Source organism: Streptomyces monticola, assembly GCF_042665355.1.
In the GTDB taxonomy this organism is placed as follows: Bacteria; Actinomycetota; Actinomycetes; order Streptomycetales; family Streptomycetaceae; genus Streptomyces; species Streptomyces monticola.
In genome coordinates this window covers 266,294-285,472 of record NZ_JBHTCF010000002.1, presented here as the reverse complement: position 1 = coordinate 285,472, position 19,179 = coordinate 266,294, and the positions used below count along the sequence as shown (strand labels likewise).

At 72.0% G+C, this 19,179-nt stretch carries 14 protein-coding genes and 1 pseudogene; 10 read left to right on the top strand and 5 right to left on the bottom strand.

Annotated elements, in window-relative coordinates:
- Nucleotides 1-22 precede the first annotated feature (22 nt).
- Complete coding sequence (locus ACFQVC_RS06755) at nt 23-535, top strand: LppU/SCO3897 family protein (protein WP_381827566.1); 513 nt, start codon at nt 23-25, stop codon at nt 533-535.
- 18 nt (nt 536-553) lie between these two features.
- Here the strand turns inward: ACFQVC_RS06755 and ACFQVC_RS06750 are convergent, their stop codons facing one another.
- From ACFQVC_RS06750 to ACFQVC_RS06740, 3 genes are read right to left on the bottom strand one after another with little or no spacing between them, the layout of a single operon-like run.
- The gene (locus ACFQVC_RS06750) at nt 554-1,891 is read right to left on the bottom strand and encodes an NAD(P)/FAD-dependent oxidoreductase (protein WP_381827564.1); all 1,338 of its coding nucleotides are present in this window, start codon (nt 1,889-1,891) and stop codon (nt 554-556) included.
- Nucleotides 1,888-3,384, bottom strand: coding sequence for an FAD-dependent oxidoreductase (locus ACFQVC_RS06745; RefSeq protein ID WP_381827562.1), 1,497 nt, complete (start codon nt 3,382-3,384; stop codon nt 1,888-1,890). Before ACFQVC_RS06745 ends, ACFQVC_RS06750 begins: the two co-directional genes overlap by 4 nt.
- Nucleotides 3,384-4,820: an FGGY family carbohydrate kinase gene (locus tag ACFQVC_RS06740; RefSeq protein ID WP_381828283.1), complete on the bottom strand. Its 1,437-nt coding sequence runs from the start codon at nt 4,818-4,820 to the stop codon at nt 3,384-3,386. The genes ACFQVC_RS06745 and ACFQVC_RS06740 overlap by 1 nt, the downstream gene beginning before the upstream one ends.
- 442 nt (nt 4,821-5,262) lie before the next feature.
- On the opposite strand from ACFQVC_RS06740, the gene ACFQVC_RS06735 reads away from it, so the two are divergent.
- The 5 genes from ACFQVC_RS06735 (at nt 5,263) to ACFQVC_RS06715 (ending at nt 11,246) form a co-directional block, all read left to right on the top strand.
- Nucleotides 5,263-6,264: a hypothetical protein gene (locus ACFQVC_RS06735; protein WP_381827560.1), complete on the top strand. Its 1,002-nt coding sequence runs from the start codon at nt 5,263-5,265 to the stop codon at nt 6,262-6,264.
- 87 nt (nt 6,265-6,351) lie between these two features.
- Complete coding sequence (locus ACFQVC_RS06730; protein ID WP_381827558.1) at nt 6,352-7,872, top strand: amino acid permease; 1,521 nt, start codon at nt 6,352-6,354, stop codon at nt 7,870-7,872.
- 317 nt (nt 7,873-8,189) lie between these two features.
- On the top strand, nt 8,190-9,611 hold the full coding sequence (locus ACFQVC_RS06725) for a 3-hydroxybutyrate oligomer hydrolase family protein (RefSeq protein WP_381827555.1): 1,422 nt from the start codon (nt 8,190-8,192) through the stop codon (nt 9,609-9,611).
- A 201-nt stretch (nt 9,612-9,812) separates the two neighbouring features.
- Nucleotides 9,813-10,772, top strand: coding sequence for an aquaporin (locus tag ACFQVC_RS06720; RefSeq protein ID WP_381827553.1), 960 nt, complete (start codon nt 9,813-9,815; stop codon nt 10,770-10,772).
- Nucleotides 10,773-10,916: 144 nt separating this feature from the next.
- On the top strand, nt 10,917-11,246 hold the full coding sequence (locus tag ACFQVC_RS06715) for a hypothetical protein (protein ID WP_381827551.1): 330 nt from the start codon (nt 10,917-10,919) through the stop codon (nt 11,244-11,246).
- 470 nt (nt 11,247-11,716) lie between these two features.
- On the opposite strand, the gene ACFQVC_RS06710 is transcribed toward ACFQVC_RS06715, so the two are convergent.
- Nucleotides 11,717-12,649 carry a carbohydrate kinase family protein gene (locus tag ACFQVC_RS06710; protein WP_381827549.1) on the bottom strand — a complete coding sequence of 311 codons (933 nt, stop codon included), beginning with the start codon at nt 12,647-12,649 and terminating at the stop codon, nt 11,717-11,719.
- Nucleotides 12,650-12,779: 130 nt separating this feature from the next.
- Nucleotides 12,780-13,778 (bottom strand): LacI family DNA-binding transcriptional regulator, encoded by a 999-nt coding sequence (locus ACFQVC_RS06705; RefSeq protein WP_381827547.1) that lies wholly within the window; start codon nt 13,776-13,778, stop codon nt 12,780-12,782.
- 217 nt (nt 13,779-13,995) lie between these two features.
- Between ACFQVC_RS06705 and ACFQVC_RS06700 the strand changes: the two are divergent.
- The 4 genes and pseudogenes from ACFQVC_RS06700 (at nt 13,996) to ACFQVC_RS06685 (ending at nt 19,123) form a co-directional block, all read left to right on the top strand.
- Nucleotides 13,996-15,490, top strand: a pseudogene (locus ACFQVC_RS06700) (MFS transporter).
- 170 nt (nt 15,491-15,660) lie between these two features.
- A complete protein-coding gene (locus tag ACFQVC_RS06695) occupies nt 15,661-16,608 on the top strand; it encodes a nucleoside hydrolase (protein ID WP_381827545.1) in 948 nt (315 codons plus the stop codon).
- Nucleotides 16,609-16,769: 161 nt separating this feature from the next.
- Nucleotides 16,770-17,849 carry a phosphatidylinositol-specific phospholipase C domain-containing protein gene (locus tag ACFQVC_RS06690; RefSeq protein ID WP_381827543.1) on the top strand — a complete coding sequence of 360 codons (1,080 nt, stop codon included), beginning with the start codon at nt 16,770-16,772 and terminating at the stop codon, nt 17,847-17,849.
- Nucleotides 17,850-17,968: 119 nt separating this feature from the next.
- Entirely contained in the window at nt 17,969-19,123 is a 1,155-nt protein-coding gene (locus ACFQVC_RS06685) for a serine hydrolase domain-containing protein (protein ID WP_381827541.1), read from the top strand.
- The last annotated feature ends 56 nt before the right edge of the window (nt 19,124-19,179 follow it).

The following is a 19,179-nucleotide window of genomic DNA, read 5'->3' as shown; positions in this document are numbered from 1 at the left end:
CGCCGTGATGTACGGGGGCCCCTTGTCCATACCTCCGCCGCCCCAGGGCGGCCACCCGCCTTTCGGCCCGCAGGGCCAGGTGCCGTACGGGCAGCCGGTTCGGCCGGGCCCCGGTCCCGTGCCCCCGCCGGCCTCCGCCTCCCCCTATGGCTATCCGTATCCCGCGCAGGCGCCGCAGCCCATGGCTCCGCCGCCGCGCCGCGGGCGTAACCCCAGCACCGTCATCGGCATCATCTGTCTCGTCCTGGGCCTCGGGTTCCTCGCCACGATGCTGCTCCTTGGCCGCGGCGGCGAGGCCGCCCGGGTCGGCCGGGACGCCAAGGTCGGCGAGTGCCTGGAGCACCGGGGCACCCGCGGTGACCCGGTGCTCTTCGTCATCGACTGCGGCGACGAAAAGGCCGACTTCCGGCTCGTGGAACGGCTCTCGTCCGTCGGTTCGGACGGAAAGTGCCGCGCGGGTCTCACCCGCTACGAGGAGAGCCGCAACGGGCGGGTCGTCATGACGCTGTGCCTGGCGCCGCCCGACGCCAAGTAGCGCCAAGTAGACCGGCGATCAGCGCAGTCCACGGAGCCCAGGCCCATGCCGTGCGTGCAGTCCATGCAATCCATGCAATCCATGCAATCCATGCAATCCACGCAGTCCGTGCAGGGCGACGCGGATCTCCGCGCCCTGCGGGTCGGCATGGGCCGTCCAGTGGGCGGACAGCCGCAGGGACCGCCCCGGCGAGGCCGTGCGGCGCAGTTGTTCGCGGTGCAGGACGCGGCCGTCCTGGGTGACCTCGATGAGCGCTCCCGCCGGCGCGGGCACGGGCGGTTCGAGGCGGAGCAGGAAGTGTCCGTCGGCGGGTTCGTCGGCGTGCGGGGACGGCAGCCGGTTGGGGGCGATCCAGCGCAGGGGCGGGGCCACGTCGATCGCGGGGCCCTCGCTCGGCGCGAGCGTCTCGTGGTGCAGCCAGCGTCGTACCGCCGCCGCGGCCGCGCGGCCCTCGGCTGCCGCGTACGTGGCGGGTTCGACGGCGTGCAGCAGATTGCCCGCGGCGAAGACACCGTGACCGGTGGTGCGGTACTCGGTGTCGATCTGGGGGCCCCGGGTGCCCGGGTCGAGGCGCAGGCCGCCGCGCCGCGCCAGTTCGTGGTCGGGGATGAAGTCGCCCGTGAAGACGACGGTGTCGCAGGGCAGATGGACGGTGGCACCGTCGCTGCGGCGCACGCGGACACCCGACAGGCGGCCGTGGCCGGTCAGTTCGGTCACGGTGGTCCCGGTGAGCAGCGGGACGAGGTGGTGCAGCCGGGTGGCGGCGGCGCGCAGGCGCGGTGCCTGGGCGGCGGGGGCGTCGGTGATTTGCGCCGCTACGGTGACGCCCGCGCGCCGCAGGGTGTCGATGGCCGCGTACGCCACTTCCTCGGCGCCTACGACGACGGCGCGGGTGCCGACGGGGTGCCCGAACAGGTGCACCGCTTGCTGGAGTTCACCGGTGGTGTAGATCCCGGCGGGCCTGCTGCCGGGGACGAGCCGGGCGCTGCGGGGGCGTTCGCGGGCGCCGGTGGCGAGGAGGACGGCGCGCGCGGTGATGCGCTCCAGGCCGTCGGGCCCGGTGACGTCCAGGGTGCGGGGTGCTGTGAAGGCGGTGGCCGTGACGCCCGTACGCAGCACGGCTCCGGCGTCGAGTGCCTGGTGGATACGGCGGAGCGTGAAGCGGGGTCCGCTGGTGAGCGGGGTGCCGAAGCCGCCGTGGTGACAGTGGCGCGGCACACCGCCGGCGTGCTGTTCGCGCTCCAGGACCTCGACGGTTCCGGCGTCCGCGGCGGCGAGATGAGCGGCGGCGGTCAGGCCGGCGGGCCCGGCGCCGACGACCAGGACATCCACGTGCCGCTCGGCGCGTCCGCTCACGTACTGGACTCCCTTTGCTGTTCGAAGAGTTCGCGTACCGCGGGGCCGCAGTAGAAGCCCTGGCAGCGGCCGGCGCGTGCCCGGGTGCGGCGGCGCAGTCCTTCGAGGGTGGTGGGCGGGACGAGGGTGTGCAGGGCGTCGCGGATCTCGCCGCGGGTGACGCGTTCGCAGTGGCAGACGATGCGGCCGTACTCGGGGTCGGCGGCGATGCGGTCGGCGTCCTGGTAGGGGCGCGGGAAGGCTTCGCCGAGGTTGGGCATGCGTAGGGGTGCGTGGTCGACGGGCGGGCTGAGGTGCAGGCCCGCCTCGGCCAGGAGTCCGGTGACGTGGGCGGCGATCGCCATGGACGCGGTGAGGCCGGTGGAGCGGATGCCGCCGACGGTGACATAGCGCTGCTCCCGCCGGAGCCGGATGCGGTAGTCGTCCTCGTCGGTGGCGGCGCGCAGGCCTGCGTAGCCGGTGGTGACCTCCTCGTCGAGCAGTCCGGGCAGGATGCGGCGGCCCTGGCTCCGCAGGGCGGCGAGACCGTCGGCGGTCGACTGCGTGGCTGTCTTGTCCCGCAGGTCTTCGGCGGTCGGCCCGAGCAGCACGTTGCCGTACACGGTGGGCGCCACCAGAACGCCCTTGCCGAGCGCGGTGGGTACGGGGAGCAGGATGTGCCGGACGAGGTCGCGGGCGAGCTTGTCGAAGACGAGCAGCTGCCCGCGGCGCGGGGTGACGGTGAAGGTGTCGTGGCCGAGCATCCGGTCGACGGTGTCGGCGTGCAGGCCCGCGGCGTTGATCAGCCAGCGGGTGCGCAGATGGCCCCGGCTGGTGTGCAGCAGGTGACAGCCGCCCTCACCATCACCGGCGCCGTCGCCCTCCCCGGCGCCCTCACCGTCATCGGCGCGAACGACCTGCTCCACCCGGCAGTTGAGATGCAGATCGACTCCCGCGCGTACCGCCTGGGTCGCGTAGGCCAGGGTCGTCGTCCAAGGGCAGATGATGCTCTCGTCGGGCACGACGAGCGCGCCGAGCGCACCCGGGCCGAGACGGGGTTCGCGGGAGCGCAGCTCGTCGGCGTCGATGAGGTGGGCGCGGTCGTAGCCGTTGCGCTCGGCCTTGGCCAACAGCCCTGGCAGGGCCGCGTGTTGCTCCTCGTCCCAGGCGACGAGGAGCGCGCCGACCGGTTCGACGGGAATGCCGCAGTCGGCGGCGTACGCGGCGAGGCGACGCTGCCCCTCGCGTACCAGCCGGGCTTCGAGCGTGCCGGGGCCGGCGTCGAAACCGGTGTGCAGGATCGCGGTGTTGGCCTTCGAGGTGCCCTCGCCGACGTCGCCCGCCGCCTCGACGACGGCGATACGGAGGCGGTGGCGGGCCAGTTCACGGGCGATGGCCGTGCCGACGACTCCGGCGCCGATGACGGTGATGTCGTAGGGGGCGGCCGCGGTACCGGCCTCGGGCAGCGGGCCGGTGGTCGTGACGGTGCCCGGGGGCGCAGTGCGCGTACTCATCACGGCTTACGGTCCAGGAGTGCGGCCACTTCCGTACGGAAGGCGCCCAGGCGGTGGGCCGCTTCGTCGGCGCCGATACGCGGTTCGTACACCGCGGCGGGGCGGCGGGCGGGGACGACATCGCCCAGGGAGAGGGACGGATCGAGGCCGAGGCGGGCCACGGCGGCCGCGCCCAGGGCGGTGGCGTCGGGCAACTCGGACACCTCGACGGGAAGTTGGAGCAGATCGGCCTGGGTCTGCATGAGCAGGGCCGAGCGGGTCAGACCGCCGTCGACGCGCAGCGTGCGCACGGGTTCGCCGAGGTCCGCAGCGACGGCGTCGGTGAGCTGGGCGACCTGGGCGGCGATGCCCTCGCACAGGGCGCGCACCAGGTGGCCGGGGCCCGTGTCCAGGCCGAGCCCTGTCAGGCTGCCGCGGATGTCGCCGCGCCACCAGGGGGCGGCGAGGCCGGCGAGTGCGGGAACGAAGGTGACGCCGCCGGTGTCGGGGACGGCCGAGCCGACCGGGTCGAGGTCTTCGGGTCCTGCGATGACGCCGAGGTCGGTGAGCCAGCGGACGGCGGATGCGGCCGTGTACACCTGGCCGTCCAGGCAGTAGCTGCTCTGTCCGGCGAGGCGCCAGGCGACACAGCTGACCAGGCCCGAGCCGCCGCGGCGTGGGACGGAACCGGTGGGGGCGAGCAGGAACGCCCCTGTTCCGTAGGTGCATTTGGCGCCGCCCGGCTCGGTGATGTCCTGGGCGAGCAGGGCCGCCTGCTGGTCGACGAGGAGTCCGGTCAGCGGCAGTTCGGGGCCGAAGGCGGTGGTGGTGCCGACGGGCTCGGTGGCGTCGACCACGCGCGGCAGCCGTTCACCGGCGAGCCCGAACAGGTCGAGCGCGCGGGGCGACCAGGTGACGGAGTCCAGGTCGAGGAGCTGGGTGCGGCCCGCGGTGGCGGCGTCGGTGACGAAAGCGCCGGTCAGCCGGTGCACCAGCCAGGCGTCGCTGGTGGTGACGACGCCGCGCCGGGTGAGGTGGCGGCGTATCCACATCATCTTGGGGGCGGCGAAGTACGGGTCCAGGGGCAGACCGGTGAGCTGCCTCAACTCTTCCGCGTATACGTCGAGTTCGGTGCACAGGGATTCCGCGCGGCGGTCCTGCCAGACGAGGGCGTCGGTGAGAGGTTCACCGGTGTCCGGGTCCCAGGCGAGCACGGTCTCACCCTGGTTGGCGAGACCCACGGCGACCACGGGTTCCCCGGCCTGGGCAAGGGCCAGCCGGCCGGCGTCGACGACGGATCCGAGGAGTTCGTCCGGGCTCACCTCGACGCGGCCCGCGGGCAGATGGCGGGGACGTACGGGTGCGGAGCCGGAGCCGATGACGCCGCGCTCCGGGCAGACGACCAGGGCTTTGGTGCCGGAGGTGCCCTGGTCGACGGCGAGCACCGGCCCGGTCACGGCCGAGCCGGTCACGGCCGAGCCGGTCACGGCCGAGCCGGTCATACGCGCACCGCACAGACAGCCGCCCACGCAGCGACACAGGCAGCCGCACAGTCAGAGGTGATCACCGCTGGAGCGTGCTACAGCGGCCGCGCGACCGTCAAGACCGGACACATCCTCGCCGCCGCCTCCGCGGAGGACCGACCCCGGTCCCACGGAGCGCCGGGCCCCAACTGCACTCCCTGCGCACCGGGTTGACCGCACTCCGTCACTAAAATGCAAACCGGCGCGCCAAAGTGCTACATCTCGATCAGGACAGATTCACAATCCTGGCCAGAATTGGAACCTTCCGCTCTACACTGATCGCCGACCAACAGCGTGACGCCATAGGCGAGTTGGGCCAGCAAACGTCCCCGCGGCGTCCATGGTCCCGCTCCGCCGTGCTCGTTCCAGGGGATCCATGCCAATGCCGCAAGCCCGCCCGGTGTACCACCCGGCGGGCCACGACGCTCCGCTCCGCGCCGTGCTGCAGGACCTGAAGGCGGGCCGGTGGGTCTCGACACGGAACCTGCTCACCGAGACGCCCGACTGGGGCCTGTGGACCCAGCGCACCCAGATTCTGGCGGCCGCCGTGGCCGGCTCCGACGTGGTGCGGACCTGGCGGCAGGAGGAGCCGCGCAGCGTCGTGGCGACGGTGCTGCACTGCCGGGTCGCCGTTGAACGGGCACTGCGCGCCCACCGCGCGGGCCACCGGCAGACACCGACGCTGTGGCGGGAGGCCGCCGACGCGTGCCGCCTCGCCTCCAGCACCTCGCCGGAGGACCCGGTCCCGTGGATCGGCCTGCTCGCGCTCGCCCAGCTCGACGAGGGCCAGCGCTGGGAGGAACACCGGCTGCCCGCGCCCGAACCCATGCTGTTCCCCGGGCCCTGGCAGCTGCTCGCACAGGCCGACAAGCGCGATCCCGGCAACCGGGAGGCGTTCCACCGGATGCTGCAGTTCGCCTACCAGCGCCGCCCCGGCGCTCCGCTGACCGCGGCGCTCAACTTCGTGCAGTGGGCGTCGGCTTCGGCCCCGGCGGGCTCGGCGCTGCACGTACTGCCGCTGTACGCGCATGTGGAGCGCTACCGCCGCGAGGGCGGCAGCGAGCGGGCGCTCGATCTGCACTGGATCACGGAGGACGCGACGCGCAACGCGCTGCGCGCCCTGCATCTGTGGTTTGACCACGCGATGCCCGGCTGGATGTCGCTGCTCGACCTGAACCATCTCGCGCACGCTCTCTGGGGCGCGCACCAATTCCACGACGCGTTAAGGGTGTTCGAGGCACTGGAGCCGTTCTTCACGGTCGTGCCGTGGACGTACCGCACCGCGGTTCCCGGTGACACGGAAGCGGCCACCGATCTGTTCGTGCAGGCCCGCGCCCGCTCCTACGGCGCCGCCAAGGGCCACCGTCGCCGCTCCTGAGCCACCTCCCCGGATGAACCACCTCTCCGAACGCACCCCACCACTCCCCCAGCCCCAACCCCCAGGAAACCCACCGGAGGTACGCGCGTGTCCCGCACCACCAAGTCGAGTCCCGCCCCCGCGGCTCCCGTCCAGGACGAGGAGCAACGGCTCAGAGAACTCGGCTATCAGCCGGTCCTGGCCCGCCGCATGGGCGGCTTCGGCAACTTCGCGATCAGCTTCTCCGTCATCTCCATCCTGTCCGGCTGCATGACGCTGTACGGCTTCGGCCTGGGCACCGGCGGACCCGCGGTGATGCTCTGGGGCTGGCTGGGCGTCGGCCTGTTCGTGCTCTGCGTCGGCCTGGCCCTGGCCGAGGTCACCAGCGCCTACCCGACCTCCGGGGCGCTGTACTACATGGCGGACCGGCTCGGCGGACGGCGCTGGGGCTGGTACACGGGGTGGCTGAATCTGCTCGGTCTGCTCGGCGCCATCGCGGGCATCGACTACGGCGCGGCACTGTTCACCGGGGCCGTGCTCGACCTGCAGTTCGGCTTCACCGCGACGCCCGGCTCCACCTTTCTGATCTTCCTGTGCATCCTGCTCCTGCACGCGGTCCTGAATCTCTTCGACGTCCGCCTGGTCAGCCTGCTCAACTCGGTCAGCGTGTGGTGGCATCTGGCCGGTGTGGCCCTGATCGTCGGCGCCCTCGCCATCGCCCCCGACAGCCACCGGACACCGTCCGAGGTCTTCGGTCACTTCGTCAACGACACCGGCTGGTCCAACCCGCTCTACGTCGCGGCCATCGGCCTGCTGCTCGCGCAGTACACGTTCTCCGGCTACGACGCGTCCGCGCACCTCTCGGAAGAGACCTCCAACGCGTCGGTGTCGGCGGCGCGCGGCATCGTACGGGCCATCTGGGTCTCCTGGATCGCCGGATTCGTGCTGCTCGCGGGCCTCACCTTCGCCATCAAGGACTACGCCGCCACGGCCGCGGCCGATGTACCGCCCGCCCAGATCATGATCGACGCCGTCGGCACATCGGGGGCCACGGCCCTGCTCCTCGTGGTGATCGTGGCCCAGCTCTTCTGCGGCAACGCCGAAGTGGCCGCCGCCAGCCGCATGGTGTTCGCGTTCAGCCGCGACAAGGCGCTGCCGGGATCGTCGCTGTGGCGCAAGGTCAGCACCCGCACCCAGGTGCCGGTGCCCGCGGTGTGGCTGTCGGTCGGCCTCGCCGGCGTGATCGCGCTGCCGTCTCTGTACTCCGCGACCGCGTACGGCGCGGTGACCGCCATCAACGTCATCGGCATCACTCCGGCCTACGCCATCCCGATCTTCCTGCGCCTGCGCGCGGGTGCCCGCTTTCAGCCGGGGCCGTGGAACCTGGGCCGCTGGTCCAAGCCGATCGGCTGGATCGCGGTGTGCTGGGTGGGCTTCGTGACCGTCCTGTTCTGTCTGCCGCAGTCGGCCCCGGTGACCGTCGACTCGATGAACTACGCCTCCATCGCCCTGGCGGTGGCCCTCATCCTGGCCACGGCCTGGTGGTTCGCGGCCCGTCGCAGCTACAGCACGCCGTCGGCGTACGGCTCGCAGCGGGAGCAGGAGGAGATCGCGGAGGGCATCGTCTGAGGAGCACGCGGGCTCACCGGACCACTGACCCCGCACCATTCACTGCTCACCATTCATTACTCACCACTGACCACTGAGCCGCGAAGTCACCCGGTCCTCCGATCGCCGCCCGGCCCATCCTTGGGCCGGGCGGCGTGCGTTGGGCCCGGCGGCGTCCGTTGGGCCGGGCAGCGTGCGGCGGACCGGACGGCGTGCGGTGGGTCACCACATGGCGCCGGACCACTGTCCGTGAACCCCGGGCATGGGGCCCGCGCCCATGTCGTAGGCCATGCGGTCCCGCCTAATCTCCAGCCGTCGCCGTGACTGGAGGGTCCCTGATGGTCCTGCCCACCGCACTTCCCGCGCTCAGCCTCGCCCTGGCCGCCGCCCTGACCGCGCCCGCCGCCCCCACCTCCCCACCTGCGGCGCCGGGCGGAGCGTGCGAGCGCACCGCCCCGGTGCTCCGCGTCCCAGGGGCCGAGCATCAACGCACCGCCTGCCTGGACGAGTTGACCACGGCGGGCACGGTCGCCTCCGGGCACACCGATCCGGCCGACTGGGCGGGCCTGACGCCCGCGGGCCTGGCCACTCCCAGCGGGGTTCCGGGTCTCCAGATCGACGGCTACTTCCCGGACACCTCGGCCACCAACACCAATCACGCCTGGAACCACGACGCGCAGTTCGTGCTGCGGCTTCCGGACCGCTGGAACGGCGGCCTGGTCGTCTCCGGGACGCCGGGCAACCGGGAGCAGTACGCCAACGACCGCGCCATCGGCGACTGGGCGCTCTCCCGCGGCTATGCCTTCGCCGCCACCGACAAGGGCAACACCGGTCCGGCGTTCCACCGCGACGGCGACCGGCCGGGCGACGCGATCGCCGAGTGGAACCGCCGGCTCACCCAACTGACCCGCGCCGCCCGCTCGGTGGTCACGCAGCGCTATGGGCGCCCGGCCACGCGCACCTTGGCGACCGGAATGTCCAACGGCGGCTATCTGGTGCGCTGGCAGCTGGAGCACCACCCGGAGCTGTACGACGGCGGCGTCGACTGGGAGGGCACGCTCTGGCGCATACAGGGGCCGAACCTGTTCACGTTCCTGCCTGCGGCACTACGGCACTACCCCTTGTACGCGGAGGGCGGCCCTGACGCGCCGCGCGCACGCGAAGCGCTGCACGCGGCGGGCTTCCCGGCGGGCTCGGAGTTCCTGTGGCCGTACCACCACCGCACGTACTGGGATCTGACGCAGCGGATCTACCGCGAGGAACTGGACCCGGGCTTCGACGGCGCGACCGAGGCGGGCACGCCCTTCTGCGCGCCGGGCACGACGGCCTGTGACGCTGACTACGACTACGCCGCGCGCCCCGATGAGGTACGTCGCGCCGTCGGCCGGATCGCGCTGACCGGCCGGATCGGCAAACCACTGATCACCGTGCACGGCACGCTGGACGTACTGCTGCCCATCGGGCGCAGCGCCGATGCGTACGCGGACATGGTGCGCGCGGCAGGACGTGGCGGCCTGCACCGCTCGTACCGCATCGAAGGCGGCACCCACACCGACGCCCTGACCGATGTCTTCCCCGACCGTCTGCGGCCGTTGGTGCCCTGCCACCGCTCGGCCTTCACGGCGCTCGAACGATGGCTCGGCGACGGCCGACGTCCCCCGGCAGGGCGCACGGTCCCGAAGCCGCCCACGGCGACCCCGGCGCAACTGCTCACCCACTGCCCGCTCTCCGGTGTGCGTTACCCGGCCCCCGCTCCGTGAGCCGACCACGGCCTGAGTGACCCGGGCTCCTGAGCGGCCGGGCCTCCTGAGCGGCCGGGGCCTCAACTCCTCGCCTCTCCTCCGCACTTCCGATCTAGCGCGGTTCCGAGATACGGAATATATTTTCCACGATGTCGCGATGCAGGTGACACAAATGACCGCACCTGATGCCATTCCGCGCACCCTCGGAGAGGAGAGACCTTGCTCAGCCCTGCCCCGCTGCTCCGTCGTGCCGCCGCCGAACTGACCGGCACCGCGGCCCTGGTGGCCATCGTCGTGGGATCCGGTATCCAGGCCGCCGAACTCAGCCCCGACATCGGGATCCAGCTGCTGGCCAACTCCCTGGCCAGCGCCATCGGCCTGGGGCTTCTCATCATCCTCTTCGGGCCGCTGTCCGGCGGCTATCTCAACCCCGTGGTGACGCTCGCCGCCTGGTGGGCGGGGCGACGCGACGGCTCGGGCCCGAGCGGGCGGGACGCGGGCGCCTATGTCGGCGCGCAGCTCGCCGGGGCGGTCGTGGGCGCGCTGCTCGCCGAGGCGATGTTCGGGCGCACGGTCATCGCCTGGTCGACACGGGAACGCATCGGTGACCGCCTGCTGCTCAGCGAAGTCGTCGCCACGGCGGGCCTGGTGCTCCTCATCTACGGCCTGACGCGCATCGGCCGGCCCCAGCTCACCCCGGTGGCGGTCGCGGCGTATATCGCGGCCGCCATCTGGTGCACCTCGTCCGGCTCGTTCGCCAACCCCGCGGCGACCGTCGGACGCGCCTTCACCGACTCCTTCACCGGTATCTCCCCGGCCTCCCTGCCGGGCTTCGTCGCGGCCCAGATCGCGGGCGGCCTGATCGGCCTCGGTCTCGGCGGCGTCCTGTTCGGGCGCTCGCGCCAGGTATCAGAGGGCCTGCGGCGCGTACCGCGCGAGGATGTTCCGGATCCGGTTCGACCGGTCGGACCGGGCGGGGATCGTCCCCAGGAATCGCCGCAGGCCGGCGGCGGACGCCTGGTCGAGTGCGAACGGGGAGAACGTCAGCTGCTTGTCGAGCGCGTTGAGAGCCCACAGCTGTCCGAAGGGCTTGTCCTCGCGGATGGCGAGATCGACCAGGCGCGGCACCAACTCCGGGTTGGCGCGCACGCAGAGGGCGGCATAACCGGCGAGCCGTAAACCGCGGTCCGTGGACTCCAGGTAGGGCACCGGGTCGAGTTCCGCACGCCCGCGCAGTTCGCCCTTCATACGCTCGACGATCTCCGTCATCGCCGTACTGCGTTTGCCTCCGCTCGGCATCGTGAGACGGGCGGCGTTGTATTCGTGGGCCAGCTGCCCGATGACGTCGGGGGGGGTTTCCTCGGGTCCGGGTCCGGGTCCGGGTCCGGCTTCGCTTTCGAGTTCTTCGGCGAGAACGCGCGTGAATCCCTCGTGCAGATCTGCTTCCGCTTCTTCGAGTGCCTCTTTGAGTTCTTCCGTCGTCCGGCCGCACTCCTCGACCTGTTCCTTCGCCTCTTCGGCCGCCTCCTGCACCGCTTCCAGCTGCCGCCGGAAGGTCACTCCGAAGGCGGAGACCTCCGAGAAGAACACCCCGGCCAGGAGCGCGATGACCGCCAGGCCGATGGCCACGATGGGCGGATCCGCACTCGATGAGTGGCGGCACACCTCCACCACTGTCCCCTTGCTCGTCAGCTTCTCGTCGCAGATCCGCACGGCGAAGAAAGTCACCGCGAGGCCCACGAGAAGGAGCAGGACGAGGAGACCGGCCAGGATTTTGGTCCGCCGGTGCGCGGCGGCTCTCTCCTGCGTCAGGGGACCCGGCGTCATAGGACTGGGAACCTGCGTCATAGGACCTCCCGAAGCGGGTGTCCCTTTTCGGGTGACGTCACGGTAGTCCGCGCCGGGCGAATTGGCGCCGCACGTGAATGCGTATTCCCCACCACTGGCCCGCAACTGTTGGCCCCGCCGGGCCGTGAAACGACGTAGGGAGTTCACTCACCGGCCAGGCACGCGGCGCATGACCGGAAACGGCCCCTCAGCCGGAAGCCGCCCGACCGCTTCATGCCGCCGCTTCATGCCGCCGATTCACGCACCGACTCACGCGGCCGATTCACGCAGTCGATTCACGCAGCGGACAGCTCGGCCGCATAAGGCGGTTGGGCCCCCGGCCGCGAGCAGGTGACCGCCGCCGCGCGGGCCGCGAAGGCGAGGACGTCGCGCCACTGCTCGCCGTCCAGGGCGCGGGAGCCGGTGAGGGCGCCGTGGGTGTCCAGGCGGTGCAGGAGGGCGGCGTTCACGGTGTCGCCCGCGCCGATGGTGTCCACGACCTCCACCCGCTCGCCGGGCACCGACAGTTCACGGCCGTCGCGGGTGAACACCGTCAGACCCGCGCCGCCCCGGGTGAGCACCACCGCGTCCGGGCCGTGCGCGAGCCACTCCTTGGCGGAGGCTGCGAAGTCGTCCGACTGCGCGAGCCACGCCGCGTCCTCCTCGGACAGCTTGAGCAGCGACACGGACGGCAGCCAGGAGCGGAACCGGGCCCGGTAGGCCGCGGGGTCCGCGATCAGTCCGGCGCGGATGTTCGGGTCGAGTGCCGTGAACGTGCCGCGTCCCGCCTCACGGTGCATCAGCTCCTCGTAGGCGCTCGCCCCGGGCTCCAGGACGAGGGAGCACGTGCCGAACGACAGCGCGCGCGTCGACTCCGGCAGCCGCTCGGGGAGTTCGAAGAGACGGTCGGCGGCGCCTTCGACATGGAAGCTGTACGCGGCGGAGCCGTCGGTGGCGAGATGCGCGACGGCCAGCGTCGTGGGCTCATCGCCGCGCTGCACCAGCGCGGTGTCGACGCCGTCGGCCGCGAGGGCGCCGAGCAGCGCCGCGCCGAAGTGGTCGGTGGAGAGCCGGGAGCAGAACGCCGCGGGCGAGCCGAGCCGGGCCAGGGCCACGGCCGTGTTGTAGGGGCCCCCGCCGCGCTTGGGCAGCAGCGCGGGCAGCTCGTTCTCGGCGGCGGGCCCCGCGGGGACGAGGTCGATGAGGGCTTCGCCGGCGACGACGATCATGAGGTGCCTCTTTCTGACGCGACTGGTGCGGCTGGTGCGGCTGGTGCGGCTGGTGCGGCTGTTGCGGCTGTTGCGGCTGTTGCGGCTGTTGCGGTTCGGGGGCGGGTGCAGGTCCGGGGACGGGTACGGCTCAGTTGCCGCAGCCGCACGACGAGCGGTGCACGAACGTGCACGGCAGCCGTACGGTGCGCGGCGCGCGGTCCGGTTCGGCGAGCCGGTCGAGCAGCAGCCGCAGCGCGGTGGCGCCGATGTCGCGGCCGGGCTGCGCGATCGCGGTCAGGCGCGGCTCGAAGAGATCGGCCCAGGAGAAGTCGTCGAAGCCGGCAAGGGCGATGTCACCGGGCACGGCGAGCCCGGCGGCGCGCAGGGCGCCGAGCGCCCCGATGGTCATGGTGTTGTTCCCGGTGACCAGGGCGGTGGGCGGCTCCGGCAGGCCGAGCAGCCGGTGTGTGGCCGCTTCGGCCCCCTCGGCATGGGAGTTGCCGCCGACGATGAGTCCGGGATCGTACGGCAGGGCGGCCCGCGCGAGGCCCGCGCGGTAGCCGGCGACGCGCTCGGTGGTGGTGGAAAGGCCCGGCAGCCCGGCGACCAGGCCGATCCTGGTGTGCCCCGACTCGGCGAGATGGCCGACGAGCCGGGCGACGGGCTCCTCGTTCTCGGCGCAGACCTGGTCGTGGCCGGCGTCGACGAGACGGTCCAGGAAGACGGCGGGAATCCCGTACCGGCCGAGATGGCCGAGCAGGGCGTCGGGCCGCGCCGACGGTGCGACGATCACGCCGTCGACACGGCGCTCGTGCAGCAGCCTGACCGCCTTCAGCTCGTGCTCCGGGTCGTCGTGCGGGTCGGCGATCAGCAGGCTGTAGCCGCGCTCCAGAGCGCTGGACTCGACTCCCTGAAGGATCTCCGTGAAGTACGGGTTGCTGATCGCGGAGACGGCGAGCCCTATCGAGTGGGTGCGCGAGGTCACCAGCGAGCGCGCCAACGTGTTGTGCGTGTAGCCGAGTTCGTCGATGGCGGCGCGCACGGCGTCGCGGGTGGCGGGGCGCACCGGCCGGGTCTCGTTGAGGACATGGGAGACGGTGGCCACGGAGACGCCCGCGCGCCGCGCCACATCGACCATCGTCGCCATCCGCCCGCGCCCTCCCCGCACTTGTGCCGCCGTACGCCCACTGCCGTACACCGGCCGCCGTCCACCGGCCGCCGTCCACCAGCTTCCGGCCGCCGAAGCTACCTCATCGGACACCGACACGTAAACGCTTACGTCGGCGATCGCGCCGGGTCCCCCGGTCACGGCGCGGGCACCCGTCACCGGGCCCTCTCCCGCGGCGCGACACAGAGGTGAGCCCATGCCCGCACAGCCGGCCACGCCCCGGCCCGAGCCCGGCACCGTCACCACCGACGTCCCCGCACGCCTTGACCGGCTGCCGTGGTCGCGCTGGCACTGGATGATCGTGGTGGGCCTGGGCACCGTACGGATCCTGGACGGCCTCGAAGTCACCGTCGTCGGCAATATCGCCGGGCGCCTCGCCGAGGAGGGCAGCGGCCTGGACATCAGCGCCGGGCAGGGCACCGGGATCGCCGCGGCCCTGTATGTGGCGGGCGCCTGCTGCGGAGCGCTGTTCTTCGGCCGGATGACCGACCGCTACGGCCGCAAGAGACTCTTCCTCATCACACTCGCCGTATATCTGGCGGCCACGGCCCTGACCGGGCTCTCCTTCCACTCCTGGTGGTTCTTCGCCTTCCGCTTCCTGACCGGGTTCGGGATCGGCGGCGAGTACGCGGCCATCAACTCGGCGATCGACGAGCTGATCCCGTCCGCCTACCGCGGCCGGGTCGACCTGATCATCAACGGCAGCTTCTGGCTGGGCGCGATCGGCGGCGCGCTTCATTCCGTCCTGATGCTCAACACCTCGGTCTTTCCCGCCCACTTGGGCCGGCGGCTCACTTTCGGCCTCGGCGTCGTCCTCGGCCTGGTGATCCTGCTCGTACGCCGCAACGTGCCGGAGTCGCCGCGCTGGATGTTCATCCACGGGCCGGGGCGATGGCGCCGACCGGCTGGTCTCCGATGTGGAGCGGCGGGTGACCGAGGAGACGGGGCACGCGCTGCCCGAGCCCGAGGGGACGATCACCATCCGGGAGCGGGAGTCGATCGGGCTCCTGACCGTCGCCCGCACCGTGTTCCGCTCCTACCCCCGGCGCACGGTCCTCGGGCTTTCCCTCTTCATCGGGCAGGCCTTCCTCTACAACGCCATCACCTTCGGATACGGCGCGATCCTCACGACGTTCTTCGACATCCCGCCCGACCGCACGGGCTATTACTTCGCGGTCATCGCGGCGGGCAACTTCCTTGGACCGCTGCTCCTCGGGCCGCTCTTCGACACCGTGGGGCGACGGCCACTGATCGCCGGCACCTATCTGCCCAGCGGGCTGCTGCTGTTCGGCACGGCGTGGCTGTTCGACGGCGGTCATCTGTCGGCCTCGACGATGACGGCCTGCTGGTGCGTTGTGCTGTTCTTCGCGTCGGCCGGGGCGAGCAGCGCGTATCTGACGGTGAGTGAGATCCTCCCGATGGAGACCAGGGCACTGGCCATCGCCTTCTTCTACGCGGTGGGGACCGCGGCCTGCGGCATCACCGGGCCCCTGATCTTCGCCCGGCTCACGGAGTCGGGGCGGGTCGTGGACACCGTGCTCGCCTTCCAGCTGGGGGCCGGGGTCATGACGGCCGCGGGTGTGGTCGCCGCGTTCCTGGCGGTCGCCGCCGAGCGCCGCTCCCTCGAATCGATCGCGCGACCCCTGTCGGCGGGCGGCGAGGCGTCGGGCCGGCTCGCCGCCCGCCCCTGAGCCACGACGGCACGAGCCGGGCACCGCCGCGGACCGCCGACCCATCAACCACGCCTGGGCCGACACCAGTTGATGCGGACCACCTTGATGCGGACCACCTTGATGCGTACCACCTTGATGCGGACAGCCTTGATGCGTACCACCGCACCCGGGCGGGGAGTAGGTGCCCCATGGGCCTCCCCGTGATCCTCGACTGCGACCCCGGGCACGACGACGCGTTCGCCATCATGCTGGCGGCGGCGCACCCCGCGATCGACCTCCTCGCGATCACCACGGTCGCGGGCAACCAGACCCTCGCCAAGACCACCCTCAACGCCCGCCGCGTCTGTACGGCCGCGGGGATCAAGGGGGTCCCGATAGCGGCGGGGCGCGACCGTGCGCTGCATGGAATCGCCCCGGTGGCGGCGGGAATCCATGGCGAATCAGGCCTCGACGGGCCCGACTTCGGGGAACCCGTCGTGCCGCTCGACCCACGCGGCGCGCTCGCCCTGACCCGCGACACGCTGCTCGCGCATCCGGTGCCGGTCACCCTGGTGCCGACCGGACCGCTCACCAACGTCGCCGCGCTGCTGCTCGCCCACCCCGAACTGGCCCCGCGGATCGAGCGGATCGTGCTGATGGGCGGCTCCACGGAACGTGGGAACACCACTCCGGCGGCGGAGTTCAATATGTTCTGCGACCCGGAGGCCGCGGACATCGTGTTCTCCAGCGGCCTTCCGGTCACCATGGTCGGGCTCAACGCCAGCCATCAGGCCCTGGCCACCACCGAGGTGGTGGCGCGGTTCGCGGCGCTCGGCACTCCCCTCGCCCGTATCTGCACCGATCTCCTCACCTTCTTCGCCGACCGCTATCACCAGGTCTTCGGCTTTCCCGTGCCGCCCCTGCACGACCCGCTGACCGTGGCCCACCTCATCGCCCCGCAGGTGGTCAGAACCGTTCCCGCCGCGGTCGCCGTGGAGTTGGCCGGCCTGCATACGCGCGGTGCCACGGTGGTCGATCTGCATGGCGTCACGGGCCGCCCGCCCAACGCGGATGTCGCGGTGGAGGTCGACGCGGACGCCTTCTGGGACCTGATCCTCGACGCGGTACGGGCGCTCGGGAGCGGTCCGCCGCACTGAGCGGCACCGTGCCCGCGCTCTCGCCCGCATCCACCCGCCTGCCCTCCCGCACACCCGCCCCCACATCCGCCGTTCTACCGTCCGTCACCCAACTGCCTTACGCTGCCGCCTCATTGGGGTGACAGACGGTGCCGCCCGGGCGGCCGTGACGGAGGAGCAGCATGAAGCGAACGGTGCGTACGACGCTCGCGGCGGTGGCCGTGACCGGACTTGCGGTGGGTGCGGCGGCCGGTGCGCGGGCCGAGGGCGCCGCCGACACCACCGCCCCCGCGGCCGCCACGTCGTACGGCACCACCACCGGTGTCGGTGTCCACAACGCGTACGAGAAGGACAAGTACCCGTACTTCGCCGACGCCCTGGACTCGGGCGCGGCCATGCTCGAACTCGACGTGTGGACCAATGTGTTCGGCTCGTCGTGGCGGGTCTCGCACAGCAATCCGCTCGGCAACGACAACAACTGCGAGAACGCCTCGTCCGCCGCCGAGCTGCGCACCAAACCGCGCAACCAGAACCTGGCGGGCTGCCTCTCCGACATCCGCGCCTGGCACGACGCGCACCCCGGGCACCGCCCGGTCCTCCTGAAGGTGGAGCTCAAGGACGGCTTCCAGGCCAACAACGGGCGCGGGCCCGCCGACCTCGACGCGCTCCTCGGCGCGAAGCTGGGCGACGCCCTGTACCGGCCCGCCGACCTGGCCGGCGGACACGCCACCCTCGACGCGGCCGTACGGGCCGGCGGATGGCCCCAACGCGCCGATCTGGCGGGCAAGTTCCTCGTCGAGCTGATCCCCGGCACCGTCGAGGAGGGCAACCCGGCGGACAAACTGTGGACCGACCGCGAGTACGCCACGCACCTGCGCAACCTGGCCGCGGCCGGCCGGCTGCGCCAGGCGGCCGCCTTCCCCGCGGTCCACAAGGCGCAGGCGGGCGATCCCCGCGAGCGCTACAGCGACGCGTCCCTGCGCCCCTGGTTCGTCCTTTTCGACGGCGACGCGTCCGCGTACGCGAACGGCACCGTCGACCCCCGCTGGTACGGCGAGCGCAACTACTTCCTGGTCATGACCGACGCCCACAACGTGCCGCCCGCCATCGACGCGGTCCGCCCGACCGAGTCCCAGGCCCGCGACCGCGTCACGCTCCTTGCGGGGCGGTACGCGAGCGTGGTGTCCGCGGACTGGTATCCGCTGCCGACGGTCCTTTCGATGGTCGTGCCGCGGGGTGGTGGGAGTGCGGCTCAGGGCTGAGCGATCGGGCGTGCGGCTCAGGACCGAGCGATGAGCTGGCGGGGCGGAGACGGTCTACCCCCGGCATGAGCGACCCCGAAATAGGAGACCACTCCCGCCCCGCACGAAAGCAGGCCCCCATGACCGCCACCGGCCTCCACGACTTCCTCAAGGCACATGTCAGCAGCGGATCGGTGCCCGGCGCCGTGGCGCTCGTCGCGCACGGCGACGACGTCGAGGTGCAGGCGGCCGGCTGGACCGACCTCGAGGACGGCACACCGATGGCACGGGACTCCCTCTTCCGGATCGCCTCGACCACCAAGCCACTGGTCGCGGCGGCCGTGCTGATGCTGGTCGAGGACGGCACGATCGCGCTCGACGACCCGGTGGAGAGGTGGCTGCCCGAACTGGCGTCGCCGGTCGTCGTGCGCACCCCGGACGGTCCGGTGGACGACGTCGTTCCGGCCGTACGCCCCATCACCGTGCACGATCTGCTCACCTTCCGCGCGGGATACGGATTTCCCTCCGACTTCTCGCTGCCCGCGGTCGCGCCGCTGTTCAGCGTGCTCAAGCAGGGCCCGGCCGAACCGCACTCGGTACCGGCGCCGGACGCGTGGATGGCGGCCCTGTCCCGGATTCCGCTGCTGCACCAGCCGGGTGAGAGCTGGCTCTACAACACGTGCTCGGACATCCAGGGCGTCCTGATCGCCCGGGCGTCGGGGCGTTCGCTGCCCGAGTTCCTCACCGAGCGGCTCTTCTGCCCTCTGGGCATGGACGACACCGGATTCACGGTGCCGGCCGGCAAGCGCGACCGGTTCACGGCCGCCTACCGCCCGGCCGGCGACGGCCTGGAACTGATCGACACCCCCGACGGCCACTGGTCCCGGCGGCCGGCCTTCCCGTCCGGCGCGGGCGGCCTCGTCTCGACCGTCGACGACTGGTACGCCTTCGCCCGCATGCTGCTCGCCGGCGGCAGCACGGCCTCGGGCCGCAGGCTCCTGTCGCCCGCGTCCGTACGGCAGATGACCACCGACCAGCTGACCCCGGCCCAGCGCGAGGCGAGCGCGCTGTTCATCGAGGGGCAGGGCTGGGGCTACGGCGGCTCGGTCGACGTGGCGCCCACACAGCCGTGGAACGTGCCCGGCCGCTACGGCTGGGTCGGCGGCACCGGCACCACGGCCCACATCGTGCCGTCGACGGGCACGGTCACGATCCTCCTCACCCAGCGCGAGATGACCGGCCCCCAACCTCCGGTGATCATGCGGGAGTTCTGGGGATTCGCGGCCGGAGCCTGAGGAAAGTTCCCCCTAAAACGTGCCGGAATTACCCCTATAAAGAACCTGATTCATTC